This is a genomic window from Kitasatospora sp. NPDC008115, assembly GCF_042957205.1.
Classification (GTDB): Bacteria; Actinomycetota; Actinomycetes; order Streptomycetales; family Streptomycetaceae; genus Kitasatospora.
Genome location: NZ_JBIBHU010000039.1, coordinates 1 through 19,911 on the forward strand (window position 1 = coordinate 1; position 19,911 = coordinate 19,911).

At 73.5% G+C, this 19,911-nt stretch carries 20 protein-coding genes; 9 read left to right on the forward strand and 11 right to left on the reverse strand.

Going from position 1 to position 19,911, the window contains the following annotated elements; genetic code table 11:
• Nucleotides 1-752: 752 nt before the first annotated feature.
• On the reverse strand, nucleotides 753-1,430 hold the full coding sequence (locus ACFZBX_RS33945; protein ID WP_391537647.1) for an SMI1/KNR4 family protein: 678 nt from the start codon (nucleotides 1,428-1,430) through the stop codon (nucleotides 753-755).
• A 193-nt stretch (nucleotides 1,431-1,623) separates the two neighbouring features.
• On the opposite strand from ACFZBX_RS33945, the gene ACFZBX_RS33950 reads away from it, so the two are divergent.
• Nucleotides 1,624-2,154 carry a hypothetical protein gene (locus ACFZBX_RS33950; RefSeq protein ID WP_391537648.1) on the forward strand — a complete coding sequence of 177 codons (531 nt, stop codon included), beginning with the start codon at nucleotides 1,624-1,626 and terminating at the stop codon, nucleotides 2,152-2,154.
• Nucleotides 2,155-2,251: 97 nt separating this feature from the next.
• Entirely contained in the window at nucleotides 2,252-3,340 is a 1,089-nt protein-coding gene (locus ACFZBX_RS33955) for a LuxR C-terminal-related transcriptional regulator (RefSeq protein WP_391537649.1), read from the forward strand.
• A gap of 497 nt (nucleotides 3,341-3,837) precedes the next feature.
• Here ACFZBX_RS33955 and ACFZBX_RS33960 read toward each other — a convergent pair whose 3' ends face one another.
• Complete coding sequence (locus ACFZBX_RS33960) at nucleotides 3,838-4,377, reverse strand: hypothetical protein (protein WP_391537650.1); 540 nt, start codon at nucleotides 4,375-4,377, stop codon at nucleotides 3,838-3,840.
• Nucleotides 4,378-4,536: 159 nt separating this feature from the next.
• On the opposite strand from ACFZBX_RS33960, the gene ACFZBX_RS33965 reads away from it, so the two are divergent.
• Nucleotides 4,537-6,462 carry a BTAD domain-containing putative transcriptional regulator gene (locus ACFZBX_RS33965; protein ID WP_391537651.1) on the forward strand — a complete coding sequence of 642 codons (1,926 nt, stop codon included), beginning with the start codon at nucleotides 4,537-4,539 and terminating at the stop codon, nucleotides 6,460-6,462.
• Between the two features lie 42 nt (nucleotides 6,463-6,504).
• Here ACFZBX_RS33965 and ACFZBX_RS33970 read toward each other — a convergent pair whose 3' ends face one another.
• The 3 genes from ACFZBX_RS33970 to ACFZBX_RS33980 form a co-directional block, all read right to left on the reverse strand.
• A complete protein-coding gene (locus ACFZBX_RS33970) occupies nucleotides 6,505-6,720 on the reverse strand; it encodes a hypothetical protein (protein ID WP_391537652.1) in 216 nt (71 codons plus the stop codon).
• Between the two features lie 117 nt (nucleotides 6,721-6,837).
• Nucleotides 6,838-7,149: a hypothetical protein gene (locus ACFZBX_RS33975; protein WP_391537653.1), complete on the reverse strand. Its 312-nt coding sequence runs from the start codon at nucleotides 7,147-7,149 to the stop codon at nucleotides 6,838-6,840.
• Between the two features lie 41 nt (nucleotides 7,150-7,190).
• The gene (locus ACFZBX_RS33980) at nucleotides 7,191-7,592 is read right to left on the reverse strand and encodes a hypothetical protein (RefSeq protein ID WP_391537654.1); all 402 of its coding nucleotides are present in this window, start codon (nucleotides 7,590-7,592) and stop codon (nucleotides 7,191-7,193) included.
• Between the two features lie 312 nt (nucleotides 7,593-7,904).
• Between ACFZBX_RS33980 and abc-f the strand changes: the two genes are divergently transcribed.
• The gene (gene abc-f, locus ACFZBX_RS33985) at nucleotides 7,905-9,581 is read left to right on the forward strand and encodes a ribosomal protection-like ABC-F family protein (protein WP_391537655.1); all 1,677 of its coding nucleotides are present in this window, start codon (nucleotides 7,905-7,907) and stop codon (nucleotides 9,579-9,581) included.
• Between the two features lie 36 nt (nucleotides 9,582-9,617).
• Here the strand turns inward: abc-f and ACFZBX_RS33990 are convergent, their stop codons facing one another.
• Entirely contained in the window at nucleotides 9,618-10,142 is a 525-nt protein-coding gene (locus ACFZBX_RS33990) for a MarR family winged helix-turn-helix transcriptional regulator (RefSeq protein ID WP_391537656.1), read from the reverse strand.
• A 98-nt stretch (nucleotides 10,143-10,240) separates the two neighbouring features.
• Between ACFZBX_RS33990 and ACFZBX_RS33995 the strand changes: the two genes are divergently transcribed.
• The 3 genes from ACFZBX_RS33995 to ACFZBX_RS34005 all read left to right on the forward strand — a co-directional run bounded on the left by ACFZBX_RS33995 (nucleotide 10,241) and on the right by ACFZBX_RS34005 (nucleotide 12,750).
• On the forward strand, nucleotides 10,241-11,119 hold the full coding sequence (locus ACFZBX_RS33995) for an NAD-dependent epimerase/dehydratase family protein (RefSeq protein WP_391537657.1): 879 nt from the start codon (nucleotides 10,241-10,243) through the stop codon (nucleotides 11,117-11,119).
• 302 nt (nucleotides 11,120-11,421) lie between these two features.
• Nucleotides 11,422-12,054, forward strand: coding sequence for a hypothetical protein (locus ACFZBX_RS34000; protein ID WP_391537658.1), 633 nt, complete (start codon nucleotides 11,422-11,424; stop codon nucleotides 12,052-12,054).
• A 45-nt stretch (nucleotides 12,055-12,099) separates the two neighbouring features.
• On the forward strand, nucleotides 12,100-12,750 hold the full coding sequence (locus ACFZBX_RS34005; protein ID WP_391537659.1) for a carbohydrate binding domain-containing protein: 651 nt from the start codon (nucleotides 12,100-12,102) through the stop codon (nucleotides 12,748-12,750).
• Between the two features lie 33 nt (nucleotides 12,751-12,783).
• Here ACFZBX_RS34005 and ACFZBX_RS34010 read toward each other — a convergent pair whose 3' ends face one another.
• Nucleotides 12,784-13,875, reverse strand: a complete 1,092-nt coding sequence (locus tag ACFZBX_RS34010; protein WP_391537660.1) for a DUF5937 family protein — start codon at nucleotides 13,873-13,875, stop codon at nucleotides 12,784-12,786.
• 101 nt (nucleotides 13,876-13,976) lie between these two features.
• Here ACFZBX_RS34010 and ACFZBX_RS34015 point away from each other — a divergent pair, with 101 nt between their 5' ends.
• A complete protein-coding gene (locus ACFZBX_RS34015) occupies nucleotides 13,977-14,201 on the forward strand; it encodes a hypothetical protein (protein WP_391537661.1) in 225 nt (74 codons plus the stop codon).
• Nucleotides 14,202-14,360: 159 nt separating this feature from the next.
• Here ACFZBX_RS34015 and ACFZBX_RS34020 read toward each other — a convergent pair whose 3' ends face one another.
• The 3 genes from ACFZBX_RS34020 to ACFZBX_RS34030 all read right to left on the reverse strand — a co-directional run bounded on the left by ACFZBX_RS34020 (nucleotide 14,361) and on the right by ACFZBX_RS34030 (nucleotide 16,775).
• A complete protein-coding gene (locus tag ACFZBX_RS34020; RefSeq protein ID WP_391537662.1) occupies nucleotides 14,361-14,948 on the reverse strand; it encodes a hypothetical protein in 588 nt (195 codons plus the stop codon).
• A gap of 66 nt (nucleotides 14,949-15,014) precedes the next feature.
• Nucleotides 15,015-16,358, reverse strand: coding sequence for a PP2C family protein-serine/threonine phosphatase (locus tag ACFZBX_RS34025; protein ID WP_391537663.1), 1,344 nt, complete (start codon nucleotides 16,356-16,358; stop codon nucleotides 15,015-15,017).
• 102 nt (nucleotides 16,359-16,460) lie between these two features.
• On the reverse strand, nucleotides 16,461-16,775 hold the full coding sequence (locus tag ACFZBX_RS34030; RefSeq protein ID WP_391537664.1) for a hypothetical protein: 315 nt from the start codon (nucleotides 16,773-16,775) through the stop codon (nucleotides 16,461-16,463).
• 304 nt (nucleotides 16,776-17,079) lie between these two features.
• Between ACFZBX_RS34030 and ACFZBX_RS34035 the strand changes: the two genes are divergently transcribed.
• Nucleotides 17,080-17,994, forward strand: coding sequence for a hypothetical protein (locus ACFZBX_RS34035; protein WP_391537665.1), 915 nt, complete (start codon nucleotides 17,080-17,082; stop codon nucleotides 17,992-17,994).
• 30 nt (nucleotides 17,995-18,024) lie between these two features.
• On the opposite strand, the gene ACFZBX_RS34040 is transcribed toward ACFZBX_RS34035, so the two are convergent.
• The gene (locus ACFZBX_RS34040; protein ID WP_391537666.1) at nucleotides 18,025-19,860 is read right to left on the reverse strand and encodes a hypothetical protein; all 1,836 of its coding nucleotides are present in this window, start codon (nucleotides 19,858-19,860) and stop codon (nucleotides 18,025-18,027) included.
• Nucleotides 19,861-19,911 lie beyond the last annotated feature (51 nt).

The following is a 19,911-nucleotide window of genomic DNA, read 5'->3' on the forward strand; positions in this document are numbered from 1 at the left end:
ACACCGACCAGAAACCAACCCACCCCCACCCACGGCCACCCCCAGAGAGACCACAACCCGCCCCCGACCGCCACCAGCCCCCACAACCCGACCCCAACAGCCGGACCACCACACCCCCACACGCGCCACTCAACCCGGACCAGCAACCAACCACCCCTTCACCACATGCCGGCCAACCCCCACCGGCCACCCGGCCCCCTCCCCCACACCCCGACCACCACCACAAACAAGGCCAACCAACCCACAAACAGGAACCACCCACAACCACCACAACCCCGAAACCCCCAACACCCCCCGACCACGAACACCCAACCACCCACCCCCACCACACACCCCAAACCATACCCGGACCCTTCGCACACAACCCCGAAAGCCCAAACCCCCCACCCCTATCCACCACCACAACACGGACCACGACTTTCAAAAGCCGCTGCCCTACCCACCGTCGAGTCTGTCGATCGACCGGGAGCCTCGATCGGGTGACTGCGGACCCCACCAGGCAGCGACCAACCGTCAGGTCCGACCAAGTGCCGGAGCACAGGCGCAAGGGCGGGAATCAGCCCATCAACGCTGGCGGCGAACCCCCGGACAGGGAAAAGGAGTTCAGCCTCACACCCGCCGCCGAATCCGGTAAGGACCGCCGACCCTACGGCGTTGTGGTCAGGGGCACGCTCGGCCGGCGGGGGCCCGCCGATCGGCTGCGATGAGATCCTGTGTCCGTGCGGTAGGCGTAGGGCCGCAGGTTTCCAGGATCAGTTTCGGTCCAGCCCGCAGACCGTCTCGGCCGCTGCGAGCCACCCGAGGTACCCCCCTGCGAAGTCCAGTGGGGAGCCGTCGGTGTCGTACATCGGATGAAGATCCGTGCCATTGCAGCGATCGTCGCGCCACATTCGGCCGCGTTCCGGTCCGGTGACGACCAGCCAGACCACCGTCCCGCAACCCTCGCCGCACAGGCTGAGCGCCCCGGCTGTCCGGCGCGGGTCGTGCTGCACCTCGCCCAGACGCTCCTCCCACGCCTCGAAGGCGGCGTCGAGATCGGCGAGGTCGTCGAAGTCCTCCCGCAACGGCCGCCCGGCCAGGATCTCAACCGTTGCCACCGGGTCCGCCCCACCTGGGAACAACTCGGCGAACATGCCCGGCTCTGCCTCCTCAAGGAGCTCTCCGGCCCAGTGCCAGCCTGCGGAACCATCGCGCCGCACCGGGAGAATGCCGTAGGCCGGACCAGCCCCTCCGGCTCCGACGTGCAGCAGGAAGAAGCGATAGTCCTCGGGCAGATCAACATCCAGCCACGCTTCGAGGTCGGCCACCTCGGCGGCGGTCAGGGGGTCATCGAGCGCAAAGCCGTGGGCCCTCGCCCCGAACACCTCGTCGCCGCCCGGCACTGCGGCAAGTGTCAGAACCCGATCACGCACCCCGGTCCAGTCGGTCACAGTGCCCGACCCTACCGGCCACCGCCGACACTCGGCCTGCCCGGGTCGGCGGACCGTAGCACTTGGAGGCCGGGAGAGCCGGCGGAGGGGAGACGCACCGTTGAAACTCCCGCGGCGCTGTCGACAGGCCTTGACCAGTTGCTGGATCATGGATGTACGAGGAGATCAAGGCCAGTCGTGGAACGGGGTGGGGATGGGCGTCAGCGATCTGGTGCGCGCCGAGTTGGCGCGGCACGACTGGACCGCGCTGACCTGCGCCTGCCTCGACTCGGCCGAGCATCTCCCGCTCGTGTTCGAGACGCTTCTGGGTGCCGAGACTCCCCAGGAGGCCTTCGGCTACAGCCTCTCCGGACATGTCGAGTACAGCGGCATCATCGCAGAGTGCTCCGCACCCGCGGGCGGCGTCATCCTCGCAGCTCTCGCTGGTGAGCTCTCGCCGATGGTTCGGAGTGAGTTCCTGGACACGCTGCTACGTGTGGCCTACGGCTCGGAGCATGACGACGCGCCGTCCTCGGCACGTGCGGAGGACGAGTTCCGGACGGTGGTTCGGGAGGGCTTCTGGCTCCTCATGCAGGCCGGTCTTGCCGGCAGCGCGCAGGACGCCGAGACGGTGGCCGACCTCTGCGAGTACTACGACCTCGGTGATCAGAAGTCGGCGTACTACCAGTCGCTGCTGCGAGCGCGCGTACGCGCGAAGACCAAGCGCCGAGGGGCGGGTCGATAGTCAGGCGGCGACCGGCGGCATCCCGGGAGCGTGTGGGGAACACCAACTTCGGCCCTATGGTACGGAGATGACCTCATTCCGTGACAGGGAACGCCGCATGGTGGGAGAGATCGACGATCTGGCGGCGGCGAAGCTCCCGCTGGAACAGTTCTTCCGGCAGCTCCTCACCATCCTCGGGCCCGCTCTCGGATCCGAAGCGGGCTGCCTGCACGGGGCCGATCCGGTCACCGGCTTCCTGACCTCCACCGTTGCCGAGGGTCTGCAGGCGACCGCCTTCGAGCACGCCATCCGGCTGGAGATGTGGTCCGACGACACCACCCGGTTCGTCGACATCCGAGCCGCCGGCCGCGTCGTGGAAACCGTCCACCGCGCCACCGGCGGCCGTCCCGAAAGCAGCGTGCGCTACCGGGAGTTGCTCGCCGAGTACGGGCTGGGCGACGAGCTGCGGATGAACTTCGATGTCGGCGGCGGGCGGTGGGGAGCCGCCGCGTTGATGCGCGAGGCCGGGTCGGCACCCTTCGGCGCGAGCGAGCAGCGGCTGGCCGAGCGGGCCGCCCGGGCCGTGGCCGCCGCCCTGCGCGACTATGCGCTGCCCGCCACAGGCTCCCCTGACGGGCAGGACCTCCGGGCGGACCCGCAGGACGGACCGTACTGGCTCGGGGTCGCCGTCATCGGCCCCACCGGTCAGCTCACCTCCGCGGACTCCGGGGCCCGGCAACTGTTCGAGGAGCTCTCCGAGCCGCAGTACCGCCCCGCCGGAGTACCGACCGCGTTGATCTACCTCTCCGAGCGGGCCCGCATCCACGCGACCTCCGCGAACGCGGGCGCCCACGCCTGGACCCTGCTGCGCCGCCCCAGCGGCCAGTGGATCGCCGTCCGCGCCTCGTTGCTCGACCAGTGCCCGCGGGGCAGCGTCGCCCTGGTCGCCCAGCCCGCGAGCCCGGTCGACGTCATCCCGCTGTCCCTGCTCGCACACCGGTTCTCCCCCCGCGAGCAGGAGGTGGTCCTCCAGGCGGTACGGGGCCTGAGCACCAGGGACATCGCCCACCGGCTCTTCCTGAGCCCGGCCACCGTCCAGGACCACCTGAAGTCGGCCTTCACCAAGACCGGCGTACGCAGCCGCCGCGAACTCGTCGCGCTCCTCGCGGCCCCGTACACCGCCCGACTCGGCCACCCGCCGACCTGACGCCCCCCGCCCGACCGGTCCCGCTCCACCCCGCCCCGGAGGCCGGCACGAGCCCGGACGGCACGACAGCCCCAGGTCACCGACCTGGGGCTGTCGTGGAGCGCTCCGCAACGGGTCGTCCCCCTACCACAGGGAGGAGATCGTCGGCCCCCCACAAACCTGGGATGCCACCGGTCGCCGCCGGATGGGAAGGTCTCTTCCGGCGCCGCCCCCCGCAAAGCGGTCCGCCCCGCCCCCCATGACACCTTCCCGGCAGAGGAGTTCCCGCCCCATGCCCCGTGCCCCTCACCCCGCCCTGCCTCCCCGGCTGCCGAGGAGCCCCGAACACAGGACGGCCCGCCCGGCCGAGGGTGACCCGGCCACTCGCGCCGGAGCCCTCGCGCCGTGCTCCGAGGGCTCCGGACCGGAGACGGAGCCGAAGGCGGAACCGGAGGCGGAGGCGGTACGGCCGGGCGGACTACCCCCCGCCCCGCCCGGCCGTCACCACCGCGCCGCCGTCAGTTCCAGGGGTTGGCCTGCTGGTCGTTGATGGCGGTCCAGAAGCGGGCGTTGGGGTTGATGTTGCCGTACGCCCAGAAGCTCCACCCGCCGACGTACTCCAGGTTCGGGCCGTAGCGGCCGTCGTGGAACTCGGCCTGGCGCCAGCCGATGCCGAAGGACGCCTGGCAGACGCTGTTCGCGGCGGCCTGGCTGTTCAGGCGCGAGCCCTTCACCGGCTGGCTGAGGGCGACGGTGCCGCCGGCCCAACCGTTGTAGAAGCCGATGCTGATGCCGTCCGGCGCCGGGCTGCCGTCCACGTTGATGCACAGGACCGGCAGCGAGACGGACGGAAGGGTGTCGCCGTTGTACGGGTCGCTCGGCGTCGAGTGCGCCGGGCCGCCGACCTGAACGGTCCCGTCAGGTCCCGTCGCGAGCACCTGCCAGGTCATTCCCTTGTGAGTGGCCGGCCCGGCGGCCTGCGCGGTGCTCGCCGAGAGGGGTACGAGGGCAAGGCCGAGTGCGACGGCCAGGGCTGCGGCCTGCTTCACGCGCTTCATCCAACTGCTCCTTGAGTGTGGGAGAGCCGGCCCCAGCGGGGCCGGTGGGAGAAGACTTCCAACGAGGTGCACAAAGTCGACATGAGTCCGTCATGAGGCGGTCACGGGCTTCGAGGGTGTCCGGGTCGCCTCGGCATCGGCCAACAACGGGAAGGAAGCATGGAGTTCAAGATTCTGGGGCCACTGGAAGTGTGGACCGACGACGGCAGACGGGCCCGGACGGAAGGGGCCAAGCAGGAGCGGATGCTCGGCACCCTGCTGCTGAACGCCGGATCCGTCGTCCCGGTGGCCCGACTGGTCGACGCGGTCTGGGACGACGAACCGCCGGCCACGGCCCACCGCCAGATACGGAACCTCGCCGGGCTGCTGCGGCGCAAGCTCGCCGCCGTCCACGACGGGCCGCCGGTGCTGCTCACCGACGGCCCCGGCTACCGGATCGCACCGAACGGCCACCAGGTGGACGCCCTGACCTTCGCCCATCGGGCCTCGGCGGCGCGCCGGCTTGCCGAGCGCGGCGAACCCGCGGCAGCCGTACAGGAGTTCCGATCGGCGCTGGGCCTGTGGCGCGGCCCGGTGCTCGACGGGCTGTCCGGAAGTCTGCTGGCCGCCGGCTCGGTGGCACTCAACGAACTGCGGCTCACCGCCTGGGAGAACTGCCTGGACCTGGAGGCCGAACTCGGCCGGCACCGGCAGACCGTCCCGGAGCTGACCGCGCTGGTCGCCGAGCACCCGCTCCGGGACCGCTTCGTGACGCAGCTCGTCCGGGCCCTGCACCGGGCGGGACGACAGGCCGACGGGCTCGCCGCCTACCGCCGGTTCGCGCGACAGCTGGCCGACGAACTCGGCCTCGACCCCGGACCTGAACTCCAGCTCCTGCACCAGGAGTTGCTGAAGGACGGGCTTGCCGACCCGGCCGCCCTCGCGCCCCGCCCCCGGCAGCACGTGCCCAGGCCCGCCCAACTGCCGCCCGCGCTGGCCACCTTCGTCGGGCGGAGGGTGGAACTCGGCGCCCTGGACGGCCTCACCGAACCAACCGGCCCGACCGAACCAACCGGCCCCACCGGCTCGACCGGCTCGACCGTCGCCGCCGGGATCGGCGTGGTGACCGGCGGCGCCGGGACGGGCAAGACCACCCTCGCCGTGCACTGGGCTCACCAGGTCCGCGAGCGCTTCCCCGACGGTCAACTCCACGTCAACCTGCGCGGGTACGCCCTCGACCCTCCGCTGACCCCCCACGAGGCGCTGGCCCGCTTCCTCCGGGCCCTCGGCACCGACCGCGACCAGATACCCGGCACCATCGACGAGAGCGCCGCCCTGTACCGGTCGCTGCTCGCCGACCGCAGGGTGCTGGTACTGCTCGACAACGCCCGCAACGCCGAGCAGGTCCGCCCGCTGCTGCCCGGTTCGGCGGGCTCGCTGGCCCTGGTGACCAGTCGGGACGGGCTGGCCGGGCTCACCGCCTGCGACGGCGCCCGGCGGCTGGTGCTCGACGTCCTGCCCCAGCCCGAAGCCGTCGAACTGCTCGCCCGGATCACCGGCGCCCACCGCACCCGCGCCGAACCCCGCGCCGCCGCCGAACTCGCCGCCGCCTGCGGTCACCTGCCGCTCGCCCTCGGCATCGCGGCGGTCCGCCTCGCGGAACGCCCCCACCGCACCCTGGTGGAACACGCCGCCGAACTGCGCGACACGGAGGACCGCCTCACCGCGCTCCAGCTCGACGGCGACGCCGCCTCCGCCGTCCGGGTCGCCTTCGACCTCTCCTACCGCGCCCTGCAGCCCACCGCCCAGCGGCTCTTCCGACTGCTCGGCCTGGCCCCCGGCCGCTGCATCAGCACGGCCGCGGCCGCCGCGCTCTGCGACTCGGCCCCTGCGGCGACCAGGCCGGTGCTCGAACACCTCGCCGCCGCCCACCTGCTCAACCCCGCCGGCCCGGACCGCTACCGCCTGCACGACCTGCTGCGCTGCTACGCCGCCGAACGCGCCACCGCCGAAACCGGCTCCGCCGACCGCGCCGCCGCCCGGGAACGCCTCCGCTCCTGGTACCTGCACCACGCGGAGCCGTCGGCCCACCTGCTCACCCCGTAGCGCCGGCGCCCGCCGCGTGCCCCGCGTCCTGAGCGCCAGGCCTCAGCGACAGATCCAGTAGCTGTCGCGGGCCGGGTGCCGGCGCCGCTCACCGGTCGGACGCGTCACCACGACGTCACCGCCCTCGTACGAGACGCGGTCACCCGCCGCGACGAACACCGGCTCGTCCAATCCGACACGGAAGTCGGAGTGGAGCAGGAACTCGCTGAGCAGCAGCATCCGCGGCAGCGGGGTGATTCCGTCGAAGTTCACGCGCATGAGCCCCAGCGTCCCAGGATCCAGTGCCGTCGCGACAGGCGTCCGGCCCTTCAATTCCAAGGGAGGCGGGCGCCCTGCCAAGGCGCACCGGTGCGCCTTGGCCGGGCGCCCGATGGGTCAGCGGGTGCAGCTGATCGCGGCGTTGGCCCCGTAGTAGCCGGGGGCGAGGCGGTAGGACTCGGCGTAGAGCAGCACGCACTGCTCGTTGAGGAAGCCGCTGATCAGCGCCCGTCGGCGGGCCTCGTTCTCGGCCTCGCGCTTCGCCTCCTTGGGGCTGTTCTCGTAGGCGGAGCCCGTGAACTGCTGCGTCTCCTGGACGGTGGCGGTGGCCGTGCTGGTGGCGGCGGTGGCGTGCGCGGCGCTGGGTGCGAGCGCGGCCAGGCCGGCGAGGACGAGGGTGGCGCCGGACCGGACGAGTATCGACTTCATGGTGGTTTCCTCTTTCGTTCCCGATGGACCTTGACAGGGGCTCAGCGCTGGCAGAACACCTGGGCGACCGCGGTGAACCAGCCGAAGCCGGTCGACCTGACCTCGGAGCCCAGGAGGTAGCACTGGCTCCGCTGCCAGCCGGCCGACTGGGCATAGACGTAGGCCACGTTCGCCGCGCTCTCGATGGCCGAGCCCATCGAACCGCCCGTCCCGCTGCCCATGAACTTCGCCATCTCGGTCGCGGAGACCGACGCGGCTCCGGTCGATCCGGCTGCGGTCGATGCGGCTGCGGTCGACACAACTCCGGTCGATGCGGCTGCGGCCGGGGTGGCTGCGGCCGGGGTGGCCTGGGCGGAGGCGGCACCGCCGAGCAGGCAGGCCGAGGCGGCGAGGGCCACGGCGGTGATACGCAGGCGGGTGTGGAGGCCGGACGAACGGCGCATGGGAACTCCCCGGTGATGTTCGGACAGTGACTGGAGCGGCCGGTCGTACCGGCCGACGCGCTCACTCTCGCCCCGCGCTCTCCGGCCCGGCAAAGCCCTTCGGCCACCGTCGAATCCGGGCCCCGCCACCGGGTGGGAGCAGCCCAGGGGCGCGGGCGGTCCGGGACCGGCGCCACCGAGGTCGTCGGTGGGGTGGCGGGTGGGGTTGTTATGATGGGGGTATGGCTTTCCTCTTCTTCGTCTGAGTCCGGGCACGGCCGTTGCCGCCGTTTCTGCTGCCCGTAGACCCTTCGCATGTCCAGGGAAAGTCCTATGCGCGATCGCGCCCGTCCTGTCCTGTCCGCCGTCGGCCGTGTTGCGGCGGCGCAGTTGTCCGTCAAGGACGTCACCAAGTCCTACGGGACCCGGGTCGTCCTCGACCAGGTCTGTTTCACCGTGCGGCCGGGTGAGAAGGCCGCCGTCGTCGGCGAGAACGGTGCCGGGAAGTCCACGTTGCTGCGACTGCTCGCCGGGGTGGAGGCGGCGGACGGTGGGGAGGTCACCGTCGTGTCTCCCGGCGGGGTCGGCCATCTCGCGCAGACGCTCGGGCTGGGCGCGGATCGGACGGTGGGCGATGCCGTCGATCATGCGCTGGCGGAGTTGCGGGAGATGGAGCGAGGGCTGCGGGCGGCGGAGGAGTCGCTGGGCGGGGCGTCGGAGGAGGAGCTCGCCGCGTACGGGGAACTGCTGATCGCGTACGAGGAGCGGGGCGGGTACGAGGCGGACGCCCGGGTGGAGGCCGCGATGCACGGGCTCGGGCTGGGGCGGATCACGCGTGAGCGGCTGCTCGGGTCGCTGTCCGGCGGGGAGCAGTCGCGGCTCGCGCTCGCCTGTGTGCTGGCGGCCGCGCCGGAGCTGCTTCTGCTGGACGAGCCGACGAACCACCTCGACGCGGCGGCCGTGCGCTGGCTGGAGGAGCACCTGCGCGCGCATCGCGGCACCGTCGTCGCGGTCACCCATGACCGCGGCTTCCTGGAGCGCGTCGCCACCACGATCCTTGAGGTCGACCGGGACGACCGCACCGTGCGCCGGTACGGCGACGGGTGGGCCGGCTACCGCAGTGCGAAGGCCGCCGCCCGGCGCGGTGCGCAGCAGCGGTACGCGGAGTGGGTCGAGGAGGTGGCCCGCGCGCAGGAACTGCTGGAGGCGGCGGGACGGCGGCTGGCCACCACCGGCCGGGACCCGAAGCAGGGGTTCGGCAAGCACCGCCGCTCCAGTGAGGCGAAGCTCGGCGGGCAGGTGCGCGCCGTCCGGGAGCATCTGGAGCGGCTGCGGCGCCACCCGGTGGCGGAGCCGCCGGCGCCGCTGCGTTTCACCACGGACCTGTCGGCGGCGGAGGAGCTCCCGGCTACGCCGGCGGACGGGCCGGCCCGGGCGCCGCTCGCCGAGCTCGACGGTGTGCGGGTCGGCGAGCGGCTGTGGCTCGACGGGCTGCTGTCGGTCGCGCCCGGTCAGCGGCTGCTGGTCACCGGCGAGAACGGCGCGGGCAAGACGACGCTGCTGCGCGTCCTGGCCGGTGACCTGGAGCCGGACGCGGGCACGGCGCGCCGTCCCGCGCGGATCGGCTACCTCGCGCAGGAGCTGCCGGCGCGCTCGACCCGGCTCCCGCTGCTCGACGCGTTCGCCGCCGGACGGCCGGGCCATGCGGACGAGTACGCCGGGCGGCTCCTGGCCCTGGGCCTGTTCCGCGAGGAGGATCTGCACGTCCCGGTCGCCGCGCTGTCCGCGGGGCAGCAGCGCAGGCTGCAGATCGCGGTCCTGGTGACCCGGCCCGCGGACCTCCTGGTCCTCGACGAACCGACCAACCACATCGCGCTCGATCTCGTCGAGGACTTCCAGCAGGCGATCGCGGCGTTCCCGGGGGCGGTGGTCGCCGTCTCGCACGACCGCGGCTTCCGCGCCCGCTTCGGAGGGGAGCGGTTGGAGCTGCGGGCCGGCCGGAGGCGGTGACCGGGGCGGCCCACGCGGCCCACGCGGCCGAGGCGGCTACCCCTCGACGTGGTCGCCGAGGGTGACGAGGACGCGGCGCAGCAGGCCGGCCAGCTGGTCGCGTTCGGCACCGGTGAGCCCGGTGAGCTGGCCTTCCTCGCCGACGAGGTGGTGTTCGACGAGGCGGTTGGCGAGTTCCCGGCCGCTCTCGGTCAGGGAGATCAGCACCCGGCGGCGGTGGGCGGGGTCGACGGCCCGGTCGACCAGGCCCTTCTCCACGAGGTGGTCGATGCGGTTGGTGAGGGCTGCGGAGCTGACCATCGCGGCCGAGCTGAGCTCGCCGGCGGTGAGGACGTGCGGCGCACCGGCGCGGAGCAGGGTGGCCAGGACGTCGAACTCCCAGGGTTCGATGCCGTGGAGGGCGAGGTTCTCCTTGATCCCGCGCTCCAGCAGGCGCGAGGCGCGCGAGATGCGGCCGATCACGCCCATGGGAGAGGCGTCCAGGTCGGGGCGGACCGCGCGCCACTGGGCGATGATGCGGTCGACGCCGTCATGCTGCGACTGCTGTTCCGGTTCCGTCATGCCCCGGAGTCTAACATTTCGACGTGGAAGTGTTTGACATCTCCGATCAGGCCTGCCTATAGTTTCGATATCGAAATTTTTGACTATGGGGGATCACCATGAAGGTCCTGCTCACCGGCGCCACCGGCTACATCGGTTCCGCCGTCACCGAACACCTCATCGCCGCCGGCCACCAGGTCGTCGCGCTCACCCGGAGCGCCGAGCCGCAGCCCGGCCGCGGCTGGCACGCCCAGGTGGTCGGCGACACCGCCGACCCGGCCTCGCTGGACGGCGCGGTCACTCCCGACATCGAGGCCGTGATCCACCTGGCGCCGCCGAGCGGCGACGCCGAGGTCGACACCGCCGTCATCAAGGCGCTCGCCACTCCCCTGCGCGGCACCGGCCACCCCTTCGTCTACACCAGCGGCGTCTGGGTGCTCGGCGCCACCGGTGAGGAGCAGGAGGTCGGCGAGCGGGCGCCGGTCAACCCCATCGACATCGTCGGCTACCGTCCGCGGATCGAGCAGCGGGTGCTGGCCGAGTCCGCCGAGGGCGTGCGCGCGGTCGTCGTCCGCCCCGCCATCGTGTACGGGCGCGGCGGCGGCATCCCCGCCATCCTGGTCGACCGGGCCCGCACCCAGGGGGCACCCGAGTACTACGGCGAGGAAGGCGTGCGCTGGCCGACCGTCCACGTGGACGACCTGGCCGAGCTGTTCGTGGCCGCGGTCGAGCGGGCCGAGCCGGGCACGCTCTGGCACGGCGTCGGCGAGCCGGCCGTCCCCGTGCGCGACCTCGCCCGCGCCGCCGGGCGGGCCGCCGGTGTGCCCGCCGATCCGCACGTGGTGCCCGTGGAGAAGGCCGCCGAGGTCTTCGGCGCGCTCTTCGCGGACGCCCTCGCCCTCGACCAGAGCGTCAGCGGCGCCGCCGCCCGTACCGGCCTCGGCTGGAAGCCGGGTCGGCCGGGCGCGGTGGCCGAGATCGGAGCGGGTTCGTACTGACCTGCCGAGAGGCCCCGCCCGCGGCGGACCGGATACCGACCGGCCCGCCGCGGGCGGGGCCTCGTTGACGTCCGGTCACGGCGGCCGTCGACGGCCGTCCGTCCCAGGAGTCCCGGCCCCGCTCGGGGCGGGCGGGCGAGGAAGTGCCTCAAGTGGCGCGGGAGGGCGCCGACTTCGCGCCGAGCACGGTCCGCTGCCGCCGACGGCCCGCCCGCCCTTGACGGCGGCGGGCCGCATCCACCAGGGTGTGGTCCACTCCCTCGCACCGCTGCCCCATCGGCACTCCCCCACCCGGAGACGGCATGCGTGCACCCGCCCCACCCCGCCCCGCCCGCCGGAACAGACGCGGCCGTCTGCCCGTCGGCGTCACCGTCGCCGCGCTCACCGCGGCGGCCTCCGCCGTCGGCCTGGCCGGCTCGGCGGCGAACCCGCTCCCGCGGGTCGACCTGATCCTCAACGGGGCGTTCGACTCCTTCCCGTGGATCTGGTCCTGCGAATCGAACGTCGCGCCCAGCCACATCCCGCACGACCACTACGTGACCGGCCGCCCCACCCCCGACAGCAACGCGCGGTGCGCGCAGCGGGTGCGGGTCCAGCCCGACTCGACCTACACGCTGTACGCCACGGTCCGCGGCCCGTACGCCTTCGTCGGCGTCAGCGGCGCGGCCGGCGAGAACGCCTCCACCTGGTCGGGCCAGAGCAGCTGGAACGACCTGTCGGTGCAGGTCACCACCGGGCCGGACACCACCCAGCTCACCGTGTACTTCCACGGCTGGTACGAACAGGCGGCCTACGACGTGCGGCGGGTCTCCTTCATCGGCCCCGGGTACCAGCCGAGCCCGTGCGGCGAGCCGGACAGCCCGTCGCCGACGGCGACCGAGAGCCCCGCGACCCCCTCGCCGACCCCCACCTGCCGGCGCACGTACATCCCCTGACGGCCGCCCCCCGACCATCGGGGCACCCCCACACCGGAGAAAGCCATGCGCTCTTCCCGTCCCCGCCACGCCGGCGGCGCCGGCCCGCTGGGTGCCGGCCTCGGCGCCCTCGTCCTGGCCGGCGCGGCCGCGCTCGTCGCCAACGGCTCCGCCATCGCCCAGCCCGCTCCGCTGGACTGGATCAGGAACGGCGACTTCCGCGGCCCGCTCGCCCAGGGCTGGTCCTGCCAGGGCGAGTTCGTCCAGACCGACCAGGGCATCGAGGGCCGTCCCAGCGGCCAGGACTACGCCGGCTGCTCGCAGACGGTCACGGTCGTGCCCGGCACCAGGTACTCCTTCTCGGCGTACATGTCCGGCCCGTACACCTTCGCCACCATCTCGGACCCCGGGACGGGCACCGGAGACGTGATCCTGTGGGCCAATGGGCCGGAGTGGAAGTCCCTGGCCACGAACATCGCCATCGGCAACGTCCACCAGGTGACCGTCACCTTCCACGGCTGGTACGGGCAGGACCCCTACCGGATCAGCCGCGTCTCGATGATCGGGCCGATGTACCCCAACGACTGCCCCACGACCACCCCGGGATCGCCCGCGCCGACCTCGACGGAGCCCTGCCGGCCCCGGCCGACCACGCCCCCGAGCAGCCCCGGCGTCCCCACGCCCACACCCACACCGGCAACCACCACCGGAGCCTGAGAGCCCGCGCCGGGACCGCTCGTCCGGCCTTCGTCAGCGCAGCAAGGACTCCAGGAAGTCTCCGCCGAGCCGGGTGACGACCGCGAGGTCGAGCTGGTGCAGGACGTAGCGGCCCCGGCGCTGGGTGATGAGCAGCCCGGCCTTCCGCAGCACGGCCAGGTGGCGGGAGACCTCCGGGGCGGTGATGCCGTACGCGTCGGCCAGCTCGTTCGTCGAGTACATGCCGCGCGCGAGGTTGCGGCACAGCCGCATCCGCATCGGGTGGGTCAGCGCGTCCAGGCGCAGCGTGACCGTCTCCACGGACTCGGTGCCGCCCACCTCGTGGGCGGCCACCGGGTACTGGATGACGGGCTGCCAGCCCGGCGCGTAGATGACGAAGAGGTGGGGCCAGCCGAAGACGCTCGGCAGCAGCGTGAGGGCGGTGTCGCGGGCCTCGGTGCGGCCGTGCACCAGCTTGTCGGCGACGATCCGGGCGCCGTGCTCGTCCTCCTCCAGGCTCAGCGCCGGTGACGCCACCGTGAGCGCCTGCGCCAGGCCCTTGCGGCGCAGCAGCTCGCTCTTGTCGCGGGCGTCGGCGGCGAGCTGGACGCGGACCCGGCGCCAGGTGTCGGCGAAGAACGCCTGGTCGCAGTCCTCCAGGAGGCGTCGTATCCAGGCGCGGGTGGCGGTGGGGTCGGCGAGCATCCGCTCGACGAACGCCGCCTGGCGCGGGCCTCGCGCGGCGGCCAGGTCGAGCGCGCGCCGCCGCGACCACGCGTCGACCAGCGGTGACGGCAGGCCCTTGGGGTAGTGGCTGGTGCTGCAGGAGATCTCCAGGGCCGCCCCGACGAACCGCTCGTCCTCCATCCGGTCGAGATCGTCCAGCTCCTCGGCGAGGGTCTCCCGGGGCCGGGGCGGCAGCAGGAAGTCGGAGCGCGTCGAGCGCCACATGAAGTCGGCCTCCAGCAGGCGGTCGGCCAGCTCGGGCCGGAGCGCGGCGGAGGTCGCCGTCGTCCACGCGTGCAGCCGGGCGTGGTGAGCGGGCTCGGCCAGCGCGTGCAGCGCGTTGCCGAGTTCGGCCAGCGGCGAGGGCTGGAAGAGGATCCGCTCGTGCGGCAGTCCGGTGATGTCGATGGTCACGCTCACCCCCCCTATGATGCCGGGCCTGCCGAGCGCGCCGATGCGCCACTTGACCAGGGCTGTCAATCCACGGGACCAGCGGGCCGTCCGCGGTGCACGGTGGGTGCATGAACGCGCTGCACCAGCATCTCCTCGACAGCTACCGGGCCGCCCAGCACGGCGAGCCGACCCCGCCCGTCCCCGGTGCCCAGGACGTCGCGGCGCTGCGGGCCGCCCGCGACCACCGCCGCTTCGAGGCCGTCCTCGCCGGCCGCCCGGCCACCGGACGCCTGCGCCTGGCCCTCCGGCTCGCCCTGCGCCGCCGCCGGCAGCCCGGGGCCGGGGCCTGCTAGGGCGTGTCTTGTGGATCTTGTCGGATCAGGCCGCGGCGTTGGGGTGCGTGCATCGCAAGGCGGAGGAGGGAGCCACTGCGGAGCATTGGCGACCGACGACAACGCGGCGAGGTGCGTGCCCCGGCGCCGCGGACCCGGCAAAGATCCGCAAGACACGCCCTAACCCTTCGCGACGCTCGGGCGGCCGGTGGCCGGGTCCACCGTGTAGCGCGTGACCGTCCGGTCCGTGGTCACCGTGATCTGGTGGGGGCCGGTCCACTCGGCGCTCTCGAAGTAGCCGCGCGGGTCGTTCTCGTCCCAGACGCCCAGGTCCCAGTGGCGGGCGGACCAGCCGGTGCCGGTGAGCAGCTCCACCTGGTAGACCGGGTCGATCGAGAAGGCCGTGTCGGTGACGGTCAGCACGTGGTCCGGGCGGTCCGGGGCGGCCTTGCGGTCGACCGGCCGCCCGTCGCCGCCGAACACGGACGCCAGGAAGACGGCCGAGGCGCCCGCGGCGGCGAGGGGCATCAGCAGGGCCGCACAGCCGACCTGCGACCGCCGGGTGCGGAACTCGAACCCGATCACCATCGAGACGACGGTCAGCGCGGCGGCGGCTCCGACCAGCGCCACCGGGTGGTCGAGCAGGCGCTGGACCAGCACCAGTCCGCCCGAGCGGGAGGCGTGCAGGCCCGGCAGGTAGACCGCCACCGCCAGCAGGGCCAGGCCCCTGAGCCACCACACGATCCGTCTGCGCCGCTGCGCCGTCATCCGCCCCCCTCGATGATCGTTCGCGCGGACTGTACCAAGGCCCCTGCCCCGGCCGGGCGGGTGGTGTCAGGGGTGAGCGGCGGGGGTGCGGATGGCGAGGATGGCCATGTCGTCGTGACCGTCGCTCGGGTGGTGGTCGGCGAGGATGTGGACGAGGTCCTCCAGGGAGCGGGTGGCGTGGGCGGCGGCGAGGGCGGCGAGGGAGTCCAGGCCCTCGTCGATGGAGCGCTCGGGGTGTTCGACCAGGCCGTCGGTGAACAGTACGACGGTGCTGCCGGCGGGCAGCGGGTGGGTGTGGTCGGGGCGGTGGATCTCGGGGTCGACGCCCAGCGGGATGCCGGGTTCGCCCTGGACGTACCGGGCGCGGCCGTCGGGGGTGAGGACGAGGGGCGGCGGGTGGCCGGCGGTGCTCCAGTGCAGGGTCCAGCCGTCGGCGGCGGGTTCGATCCGGGCCAGGCACGCGGTGGTGACGGGCAGGTCGGTGATGGCGCCCACGGTGTGGTCCAGCTGGGTCAGCACCGAGCTCGGCGGGGTCCGGCGGTCGTAGAGCAGCGCCCGGAGCATGTTGCGGGCCTGCGCCATCGCGGCGGCGGCGTGCAGGTCGTGGCCGACCACGTCGCCGATGACGGCCACGCAGGCCCGGTCGGGCAGCACGGCGGCGTCGTACCAGTCGCCGCCGACGCCGGCCGGTTCGGCGGCGGTGCGGTAGACCGCGGCCCCGTCGAACGGGGCGAGCTCCGGCAGGGTGGGCAGCAGCAGCCGCTGGAACTGCTCCGCACTGTCCCGCATGTAGCCGAACAGGCGGGCGTTCTCGATGGCGATGCCGGCCGCGCCGGCGAGGGCGCGGACGATCTCCTCGTCGTCCTCGTCGAAGGGCTGCCCGTCGATGCGCTCGGCGAGGTAGAGGTCGCCGTAGATCTCGCCGCGGACGGTGATCGCCACGCCGAGCAGCGTCCGCATCGGCGGATGGCCGGGCGGGAAGCCCACCGACGACGGGTGGGAGGGGATGTCGTCCACCCGCAGCGGCCCGGGGTGGCGGATCAGGTGGCCGAGCACCCCGCGCCCGTGCGGGAAGTCGATCCCCGCGAGGGCCGCGTACTCCTCCTCCGTCAGGCCGGCGGTGACGAACTGCTCCAGCCGGTCGCCGGAGGGGGCCAGGACGCCGAGCGCGCCGTAGTGGGCGCCGGCCAGGTCCATGGCCGTCGTGACGATCCGGTGCAGCACCACGGGCAGGTCCAGGTCGCCGCCGATCGCCAGCACCGCCGACAGCAGCCCCTGCAGCCGGTTCTTCGCCCTGGCCAGGGCGCGCAGCTGGACGGCGACGCCCTCCAACTGCTCCCCCAGGTCCAGCCGGAGCTCCGGCCGCTCCCCCTCGCCCGGTGCGCCGGCCGTCTCCACGTCGGAATTCACGCCATCACCTCGTTCGTCACCACCGGACCAACGCTACGCACGAGACGGCCGCCCGGCCGGGAGCACTCGTCCGGGCGGCCCAAGATGCTGCTCGTGCGCGGGCTACCCGGCCCGGAGTTCCGCCTCGCGGGCCGCCAGCGCGAGGGCGAGCACCCGCTCCCGGTGCGGGTCGCGGGGGTCCAGGGCCCGGGCCGTCGTGAGCGCCTCCTCCAGCAGTGCCAGGCGGGCCTGCGGCAGCCCGCCCACCTCCGGGAGCCGGGCCGCGTCGAGCAGCGCCCGGGCCAGCTTCGATCCGTACACCTCGGGCGAGACCTCGGTCAGCAGCCGGTAGGCCCAGAGCCCGCGCGGTCCCTGAAGCACCCACTGGTCCGTGCTGAGCAGCAGCATCCTCGCCCGCAGTACCGCGTCCTGATTCACCGTGAACCCCCTTCGTTCCGTTGCCACGCCACCTCCCGCGCGGCCGCGCAGGGCAGCACGACGTCCGTGCCGGCGCCCGCGAGCAGGCGCCGGCACGGGGCCGGGAGCGTGGATGACGTCGAGTCTGCGGGTGGCCGGGGGTGCTGGACAAGCGCGATCCGCTGTGCTTCCGGTCCTACCGGCGGGGCCTCTGACGAGGCATGATGGAGTCGACACTCGCCGCTGGTCCGGGAAGGCCGATTCGGTACGGGGCACGGGCGGGAAGGATTCCTCCGACCGTGTCGTCACGCCGAGGAGGTCCATCGTGCGCAGGGGTTCGAGGACGACCGCCCAGAAGGGGCATCCGTTCGGCCGTCAGCCCTCGGGCGGACTGGCGGACGTGCTGTGGGACTGGTCGAAGTCCGGGACCAGGACCGCCGTGCGCAACCGGCTGCTGCGCCGGCTGCCCGGGGTCGGGACGGCGTCCGCGTACCGGTTCGGGCTGGTCGAGCGGCCGCACTACGCGTACGGCGTGCGGCGGGCGACCGAGTCGGCGGCGCGGCTGGGGCACCGGGGCGTCACGGTGGTGGAGTTCGGCGTGGCGGGCGGCAACGGGCTGCTGGCGCTCGCCGGGCACGCCCGGTACTACGCCGCCGCCACCGGGGTGGCGGTGCGGGTGGTCGGCTTCGACAGCGGGGCGGGGCTGCCGGCCCCCAAGGACCCCCGGGACCTCCCGTACCTGTTCGCGCCCGGCTACTACACGATGGACCACGACCGGCTGCGGGCCCGGCTGGGAGCGGCCGAGCTGGTGATCGGCGACCTCGACCGGACGCTGCCCGACTACCTGGACTCGCACGCCGAGGTGCTCAAGGGGCATCCGGTCGGCTTCGTCGCCCTCGACCTGGACTACTGCTCCTCGACGGCGACGGCCCTCGGCCTGTTCCGGGGCCCGGAGCACGGGCACCTGCTGCCGAGGGTCACCTGCTACCTCGACGACCTGCCGGGGACCATCGAGCGGATCGGCGAGGCCGCCGCGGTCGCCGACTTCAACGCCGCCCACCCCGACCGGGCGATCGGCCGGGTCCTGGGCCTGCGGTCGTTCACCCCGTTCGACCCGCCGTGGGCCGACCAGATCTACGTCCACCACCGGTTGGACCACCCGGACTACGGCCGGCTGGAGGCCGGCGCCACCGGTGACCAGCTCCCCCTGGACCCGCCCCGGCGGCGGCGCGGTCGCTGAGACGGGACCGGGCGGGTCGGCTGCGGCGGGTCAGGGACGCGGGGAGGCCTGGTTCTGGACGCGTCCCTGGAGGGCCTTGGAGAGCTCCGCGACGCAGGCGGCGAGCTGTTCGGTCGTCAGCCGGCCCGGGTCGTCGCCGCAGCCGGCCGCCGGTGCGGCGGGTGTGGGTGCTGTGGGTGCCCCGGGTGTCGCGGGTCCAGTGGGCGCTGTGGAGGGGGCCGGGACGGGGGTCGGGGACGGCCCGCCGCCCGGTGCGGTGATGCTGCCGTTCAGCGACACCAGGTTGGGCGTCACCGTGGCGTCGCCCGACAGGTCGATGTAGTCCTGGGTCTGGCCGTTGAAGTCCACGAAGCCGCGCCACATGTCCCGGCCGTACGGGATGATCTCCTGGAGCGCGCCGCCCTTCCCGGTGCTGATGGTGATCCCGGTCTGCTGCGCCATGTACGACACCATCCGGCTGGCCAGCACGTCCAGGTTCACCGACGGGGCGTCGTCGCCGCGCACGTAGACGTGCAGGTCGTTGAGGCCGCCGCCGGCACGGTCGGCCTGGAGTACCGCGAACGCCACCACCAGCTGCGAGGAGCTTTCGCGCGGCACCAGCGGTGTGACGTAGTACAGGTGGCCGTCCGCCTTCGAGCGCAGCAGGAACTCGCCCGGGTTGGTGGCGTTGGTCGCCGCCGAGGTGTGCGCGTAGCCGAAGCCGCGCGCGTCCTTGGCGCCGCGCCCGCCGAGCCACTGCACCTCGTGGATCTGCGAGCGGACCACCGAGGTCGCGTACACCGCCACCGGCAGTTCGCCCGGGGCCACGGTCGCCCGGTGGATCACGTCCGGGCGCCCGTCCGCGGAGCCGCGCAGCACCAGCACGCCGGCCGGCTCCAGCACCGTGCGCTGGCGGAAGCCGATCTGGCGTGCCACCGAGATCACCACCACCGGCCGGGCGGTACGGGGGTCGGCGCCCTCGCAGTAGCCCTGGATGTCGTTGTCGCCGTAGACCAGTTCCGGGAAGCGCTCGGCCAGCAGGTTGCGCAGGCTGACGGCCCCCGTTCCGGCGAAGGCCCGGCCGAAGGCGTGGTCGCCGCGGAAGACGCAGGTGGTCACCGAGTTCGAGCGGCCGTCCCAGACGGCGACGCCCTCCATCGGCTGCTCGCCGGAGCCGTCCAGGACCGCCGTCCACACCCCGCCGCCCTCCGAGGCGTCGGGCAGGTAATGCAGGCTGCGGCCCAGCAGGTGGGTCCCGGAGGTCAGTCCGGCGCTGTCGGTGAGCGCCTTGGTCGCCGCGGCGTAGGAGGCGGTGCGCGCCTCGAAGTCGAAGTCCGGCATCGGCGCGGTCTTCACGCAGGCCGGCACGTCCGCCGTGCCCACCAGGTCGCAGCGGCCGCCGTCGCCCGGGCGGGTGCGCTCGGTCACCGGCAGCACCGAGCGCGGCGCGCCCGCGCCGGTGGCCGGGACGTCAAGCACGGTCGCCGCCGCGTAGAAGCGGCCCGCGTCCTTGTCGTCGTCCCAGACCCCGGTGCCCGCCCGCAGCAGCGAGCCGGCCACCGCCAGCACCACCACGGCCAGGGTCAGCCGCACCTTCCAGCCGCGGAGGCCGACCCCGGCCTCCTCCGCGATGATCACCACCGCCCACACCGTGCCGCACAGCCCCACGGCGACCCAGAACCAGAACAGCGGCGCCGCGTCCAGCGGGCCGCCGTGCGGGAAGAACTCCCGCCGGATCAGCAGCGCGTAGCTCTGGTCCTGCTGGCCGAACCCACCGAACGCGAAGTGCTTGAAGAGCCACACCACGCCCGCGAGCAGCGGCATCCACAGCCACCAGACGGCCAGTGCCAGCGCTCCGCGGCGCGCCGCACGAACACCACGACCCATCACGTCCCCCAGTTCCGCGCCCCGCCGCCGCCCGCTCCCCCGGCAGCCGCC

Excerpts from the sequence above, each read along its gene's own strand:
- ACFZBX_RS33950 (WP_391537648.1), top strand. The coding sequence starts at position 1,624 with ATGGGCGTCAGCGATCTGGTGCGCGCCGAGTTGGCGCGGCACGACTGG.
- ACFZBX_RS33955 (WP_391537649.1), top strand. The coding sequence starts at position 2,252 with ATGGTGGGAGAGATCGACGATCTGGCGGCGGCGAAGCTCCCGCTGGAA.
- ACFZBX_RS33960 (WP_391537650.1), bottom strand. The coding sequence starts at position 4,377 with ATGAAGCGCGTGAAGCAGGCCGCAGCCCTGGCCGTCGCACTCGGCCTT.
- ACFZBX_RS33965 (WP_391537651.1), top strand. The coding sequence starts at position 4,537 with ATGGAGTTCAAGATTCTGGGGCCACTGGAAGTGTGGACCGACGACGGC.
- ACFZBX_RS33970 (WP_391537652.1), bottom strand. The coding sequence starts at position 6,720 with ATGCGCGTGAACTTCGACGGAATCACCCCGCTGCCGCGGATGCTGCTG.
- ACFZBX_RS33975 (WP_391537653.1), bottom strand. The coding sequence starts at position 7,149 with ATGAAGTCGATACTCGTCCGGTCCGGCGCCACCCTCGTCCTCGCCGGC.
- ACFZBX_RS33980 (WP_391537654.1), bottom strand. The coding sequence starts at position 7,592 with ATGCGCCGTTCGTCCGGCCTCCACACCCGCCTGCGTATCACCGCCGTG.
- abc-f (WP_391537655.1), top strand. The coding sequence starts at position 7,905 with ATGCGCGATCGCGCCCGTCCTGTCCTGTCCGCCGTCGGCCGTGTTGCG.
- ACFZBX_RS33990 (WP_391537656.1), bottom strand. The coding sequence starts at position 10,142 with ATGACGGAACCGGAACAGCAGTCGCAGCATGACGGCGTCGACCGCATC.
- ACFZBX_RS33995 (WP_391537657.1), top strand. The coding sequence starts at position 10,241 with ATGAAGGTCCTGCTCACCGGCGCCACCGGCTACATCGGTTCCGCCGTC.
- ACFZBX_RS34000 (WP_391537658.1), top strand. The coding sequence starts at position 11,422 with ATGCGTGCACCCGCCCCACCCCGCCCCGCCCGCCGGAACAGACGCGGC.
- ACFZBX_RS34005 (WP_391537659.1), top strand. The coding sequence starts at position 12,100 with ATGCGCTCTTCCCGTCCCCGCCACGCCGGCGGCGCCGGCCCGCTGGGT.
- ACFZBX_RS34015 (WP_391537661.1), top strand. The coding sequence starts at position 13,977 with ATGAACGCGCTGCACCAGCATCTCCTCGACAGCTACCGGGCCGCCCAG.
- ACFZBX_RS34020 (WP_391537662.1), bottom strand. The coding sequence starts at position 14,948 with ATGACGGCGCAGCGGCGCAGACGGATCGTGTGGTGGCTCAGGGGCCTG.
- ACFZBX_RS34040 (WP_391537666.1), bottom strand. The coding sequence starts at position 19,860 with ATGGGTCGTGGTGTTCGTGCGGCGCGCCGCGGAGCGCTGGCACTGGCC.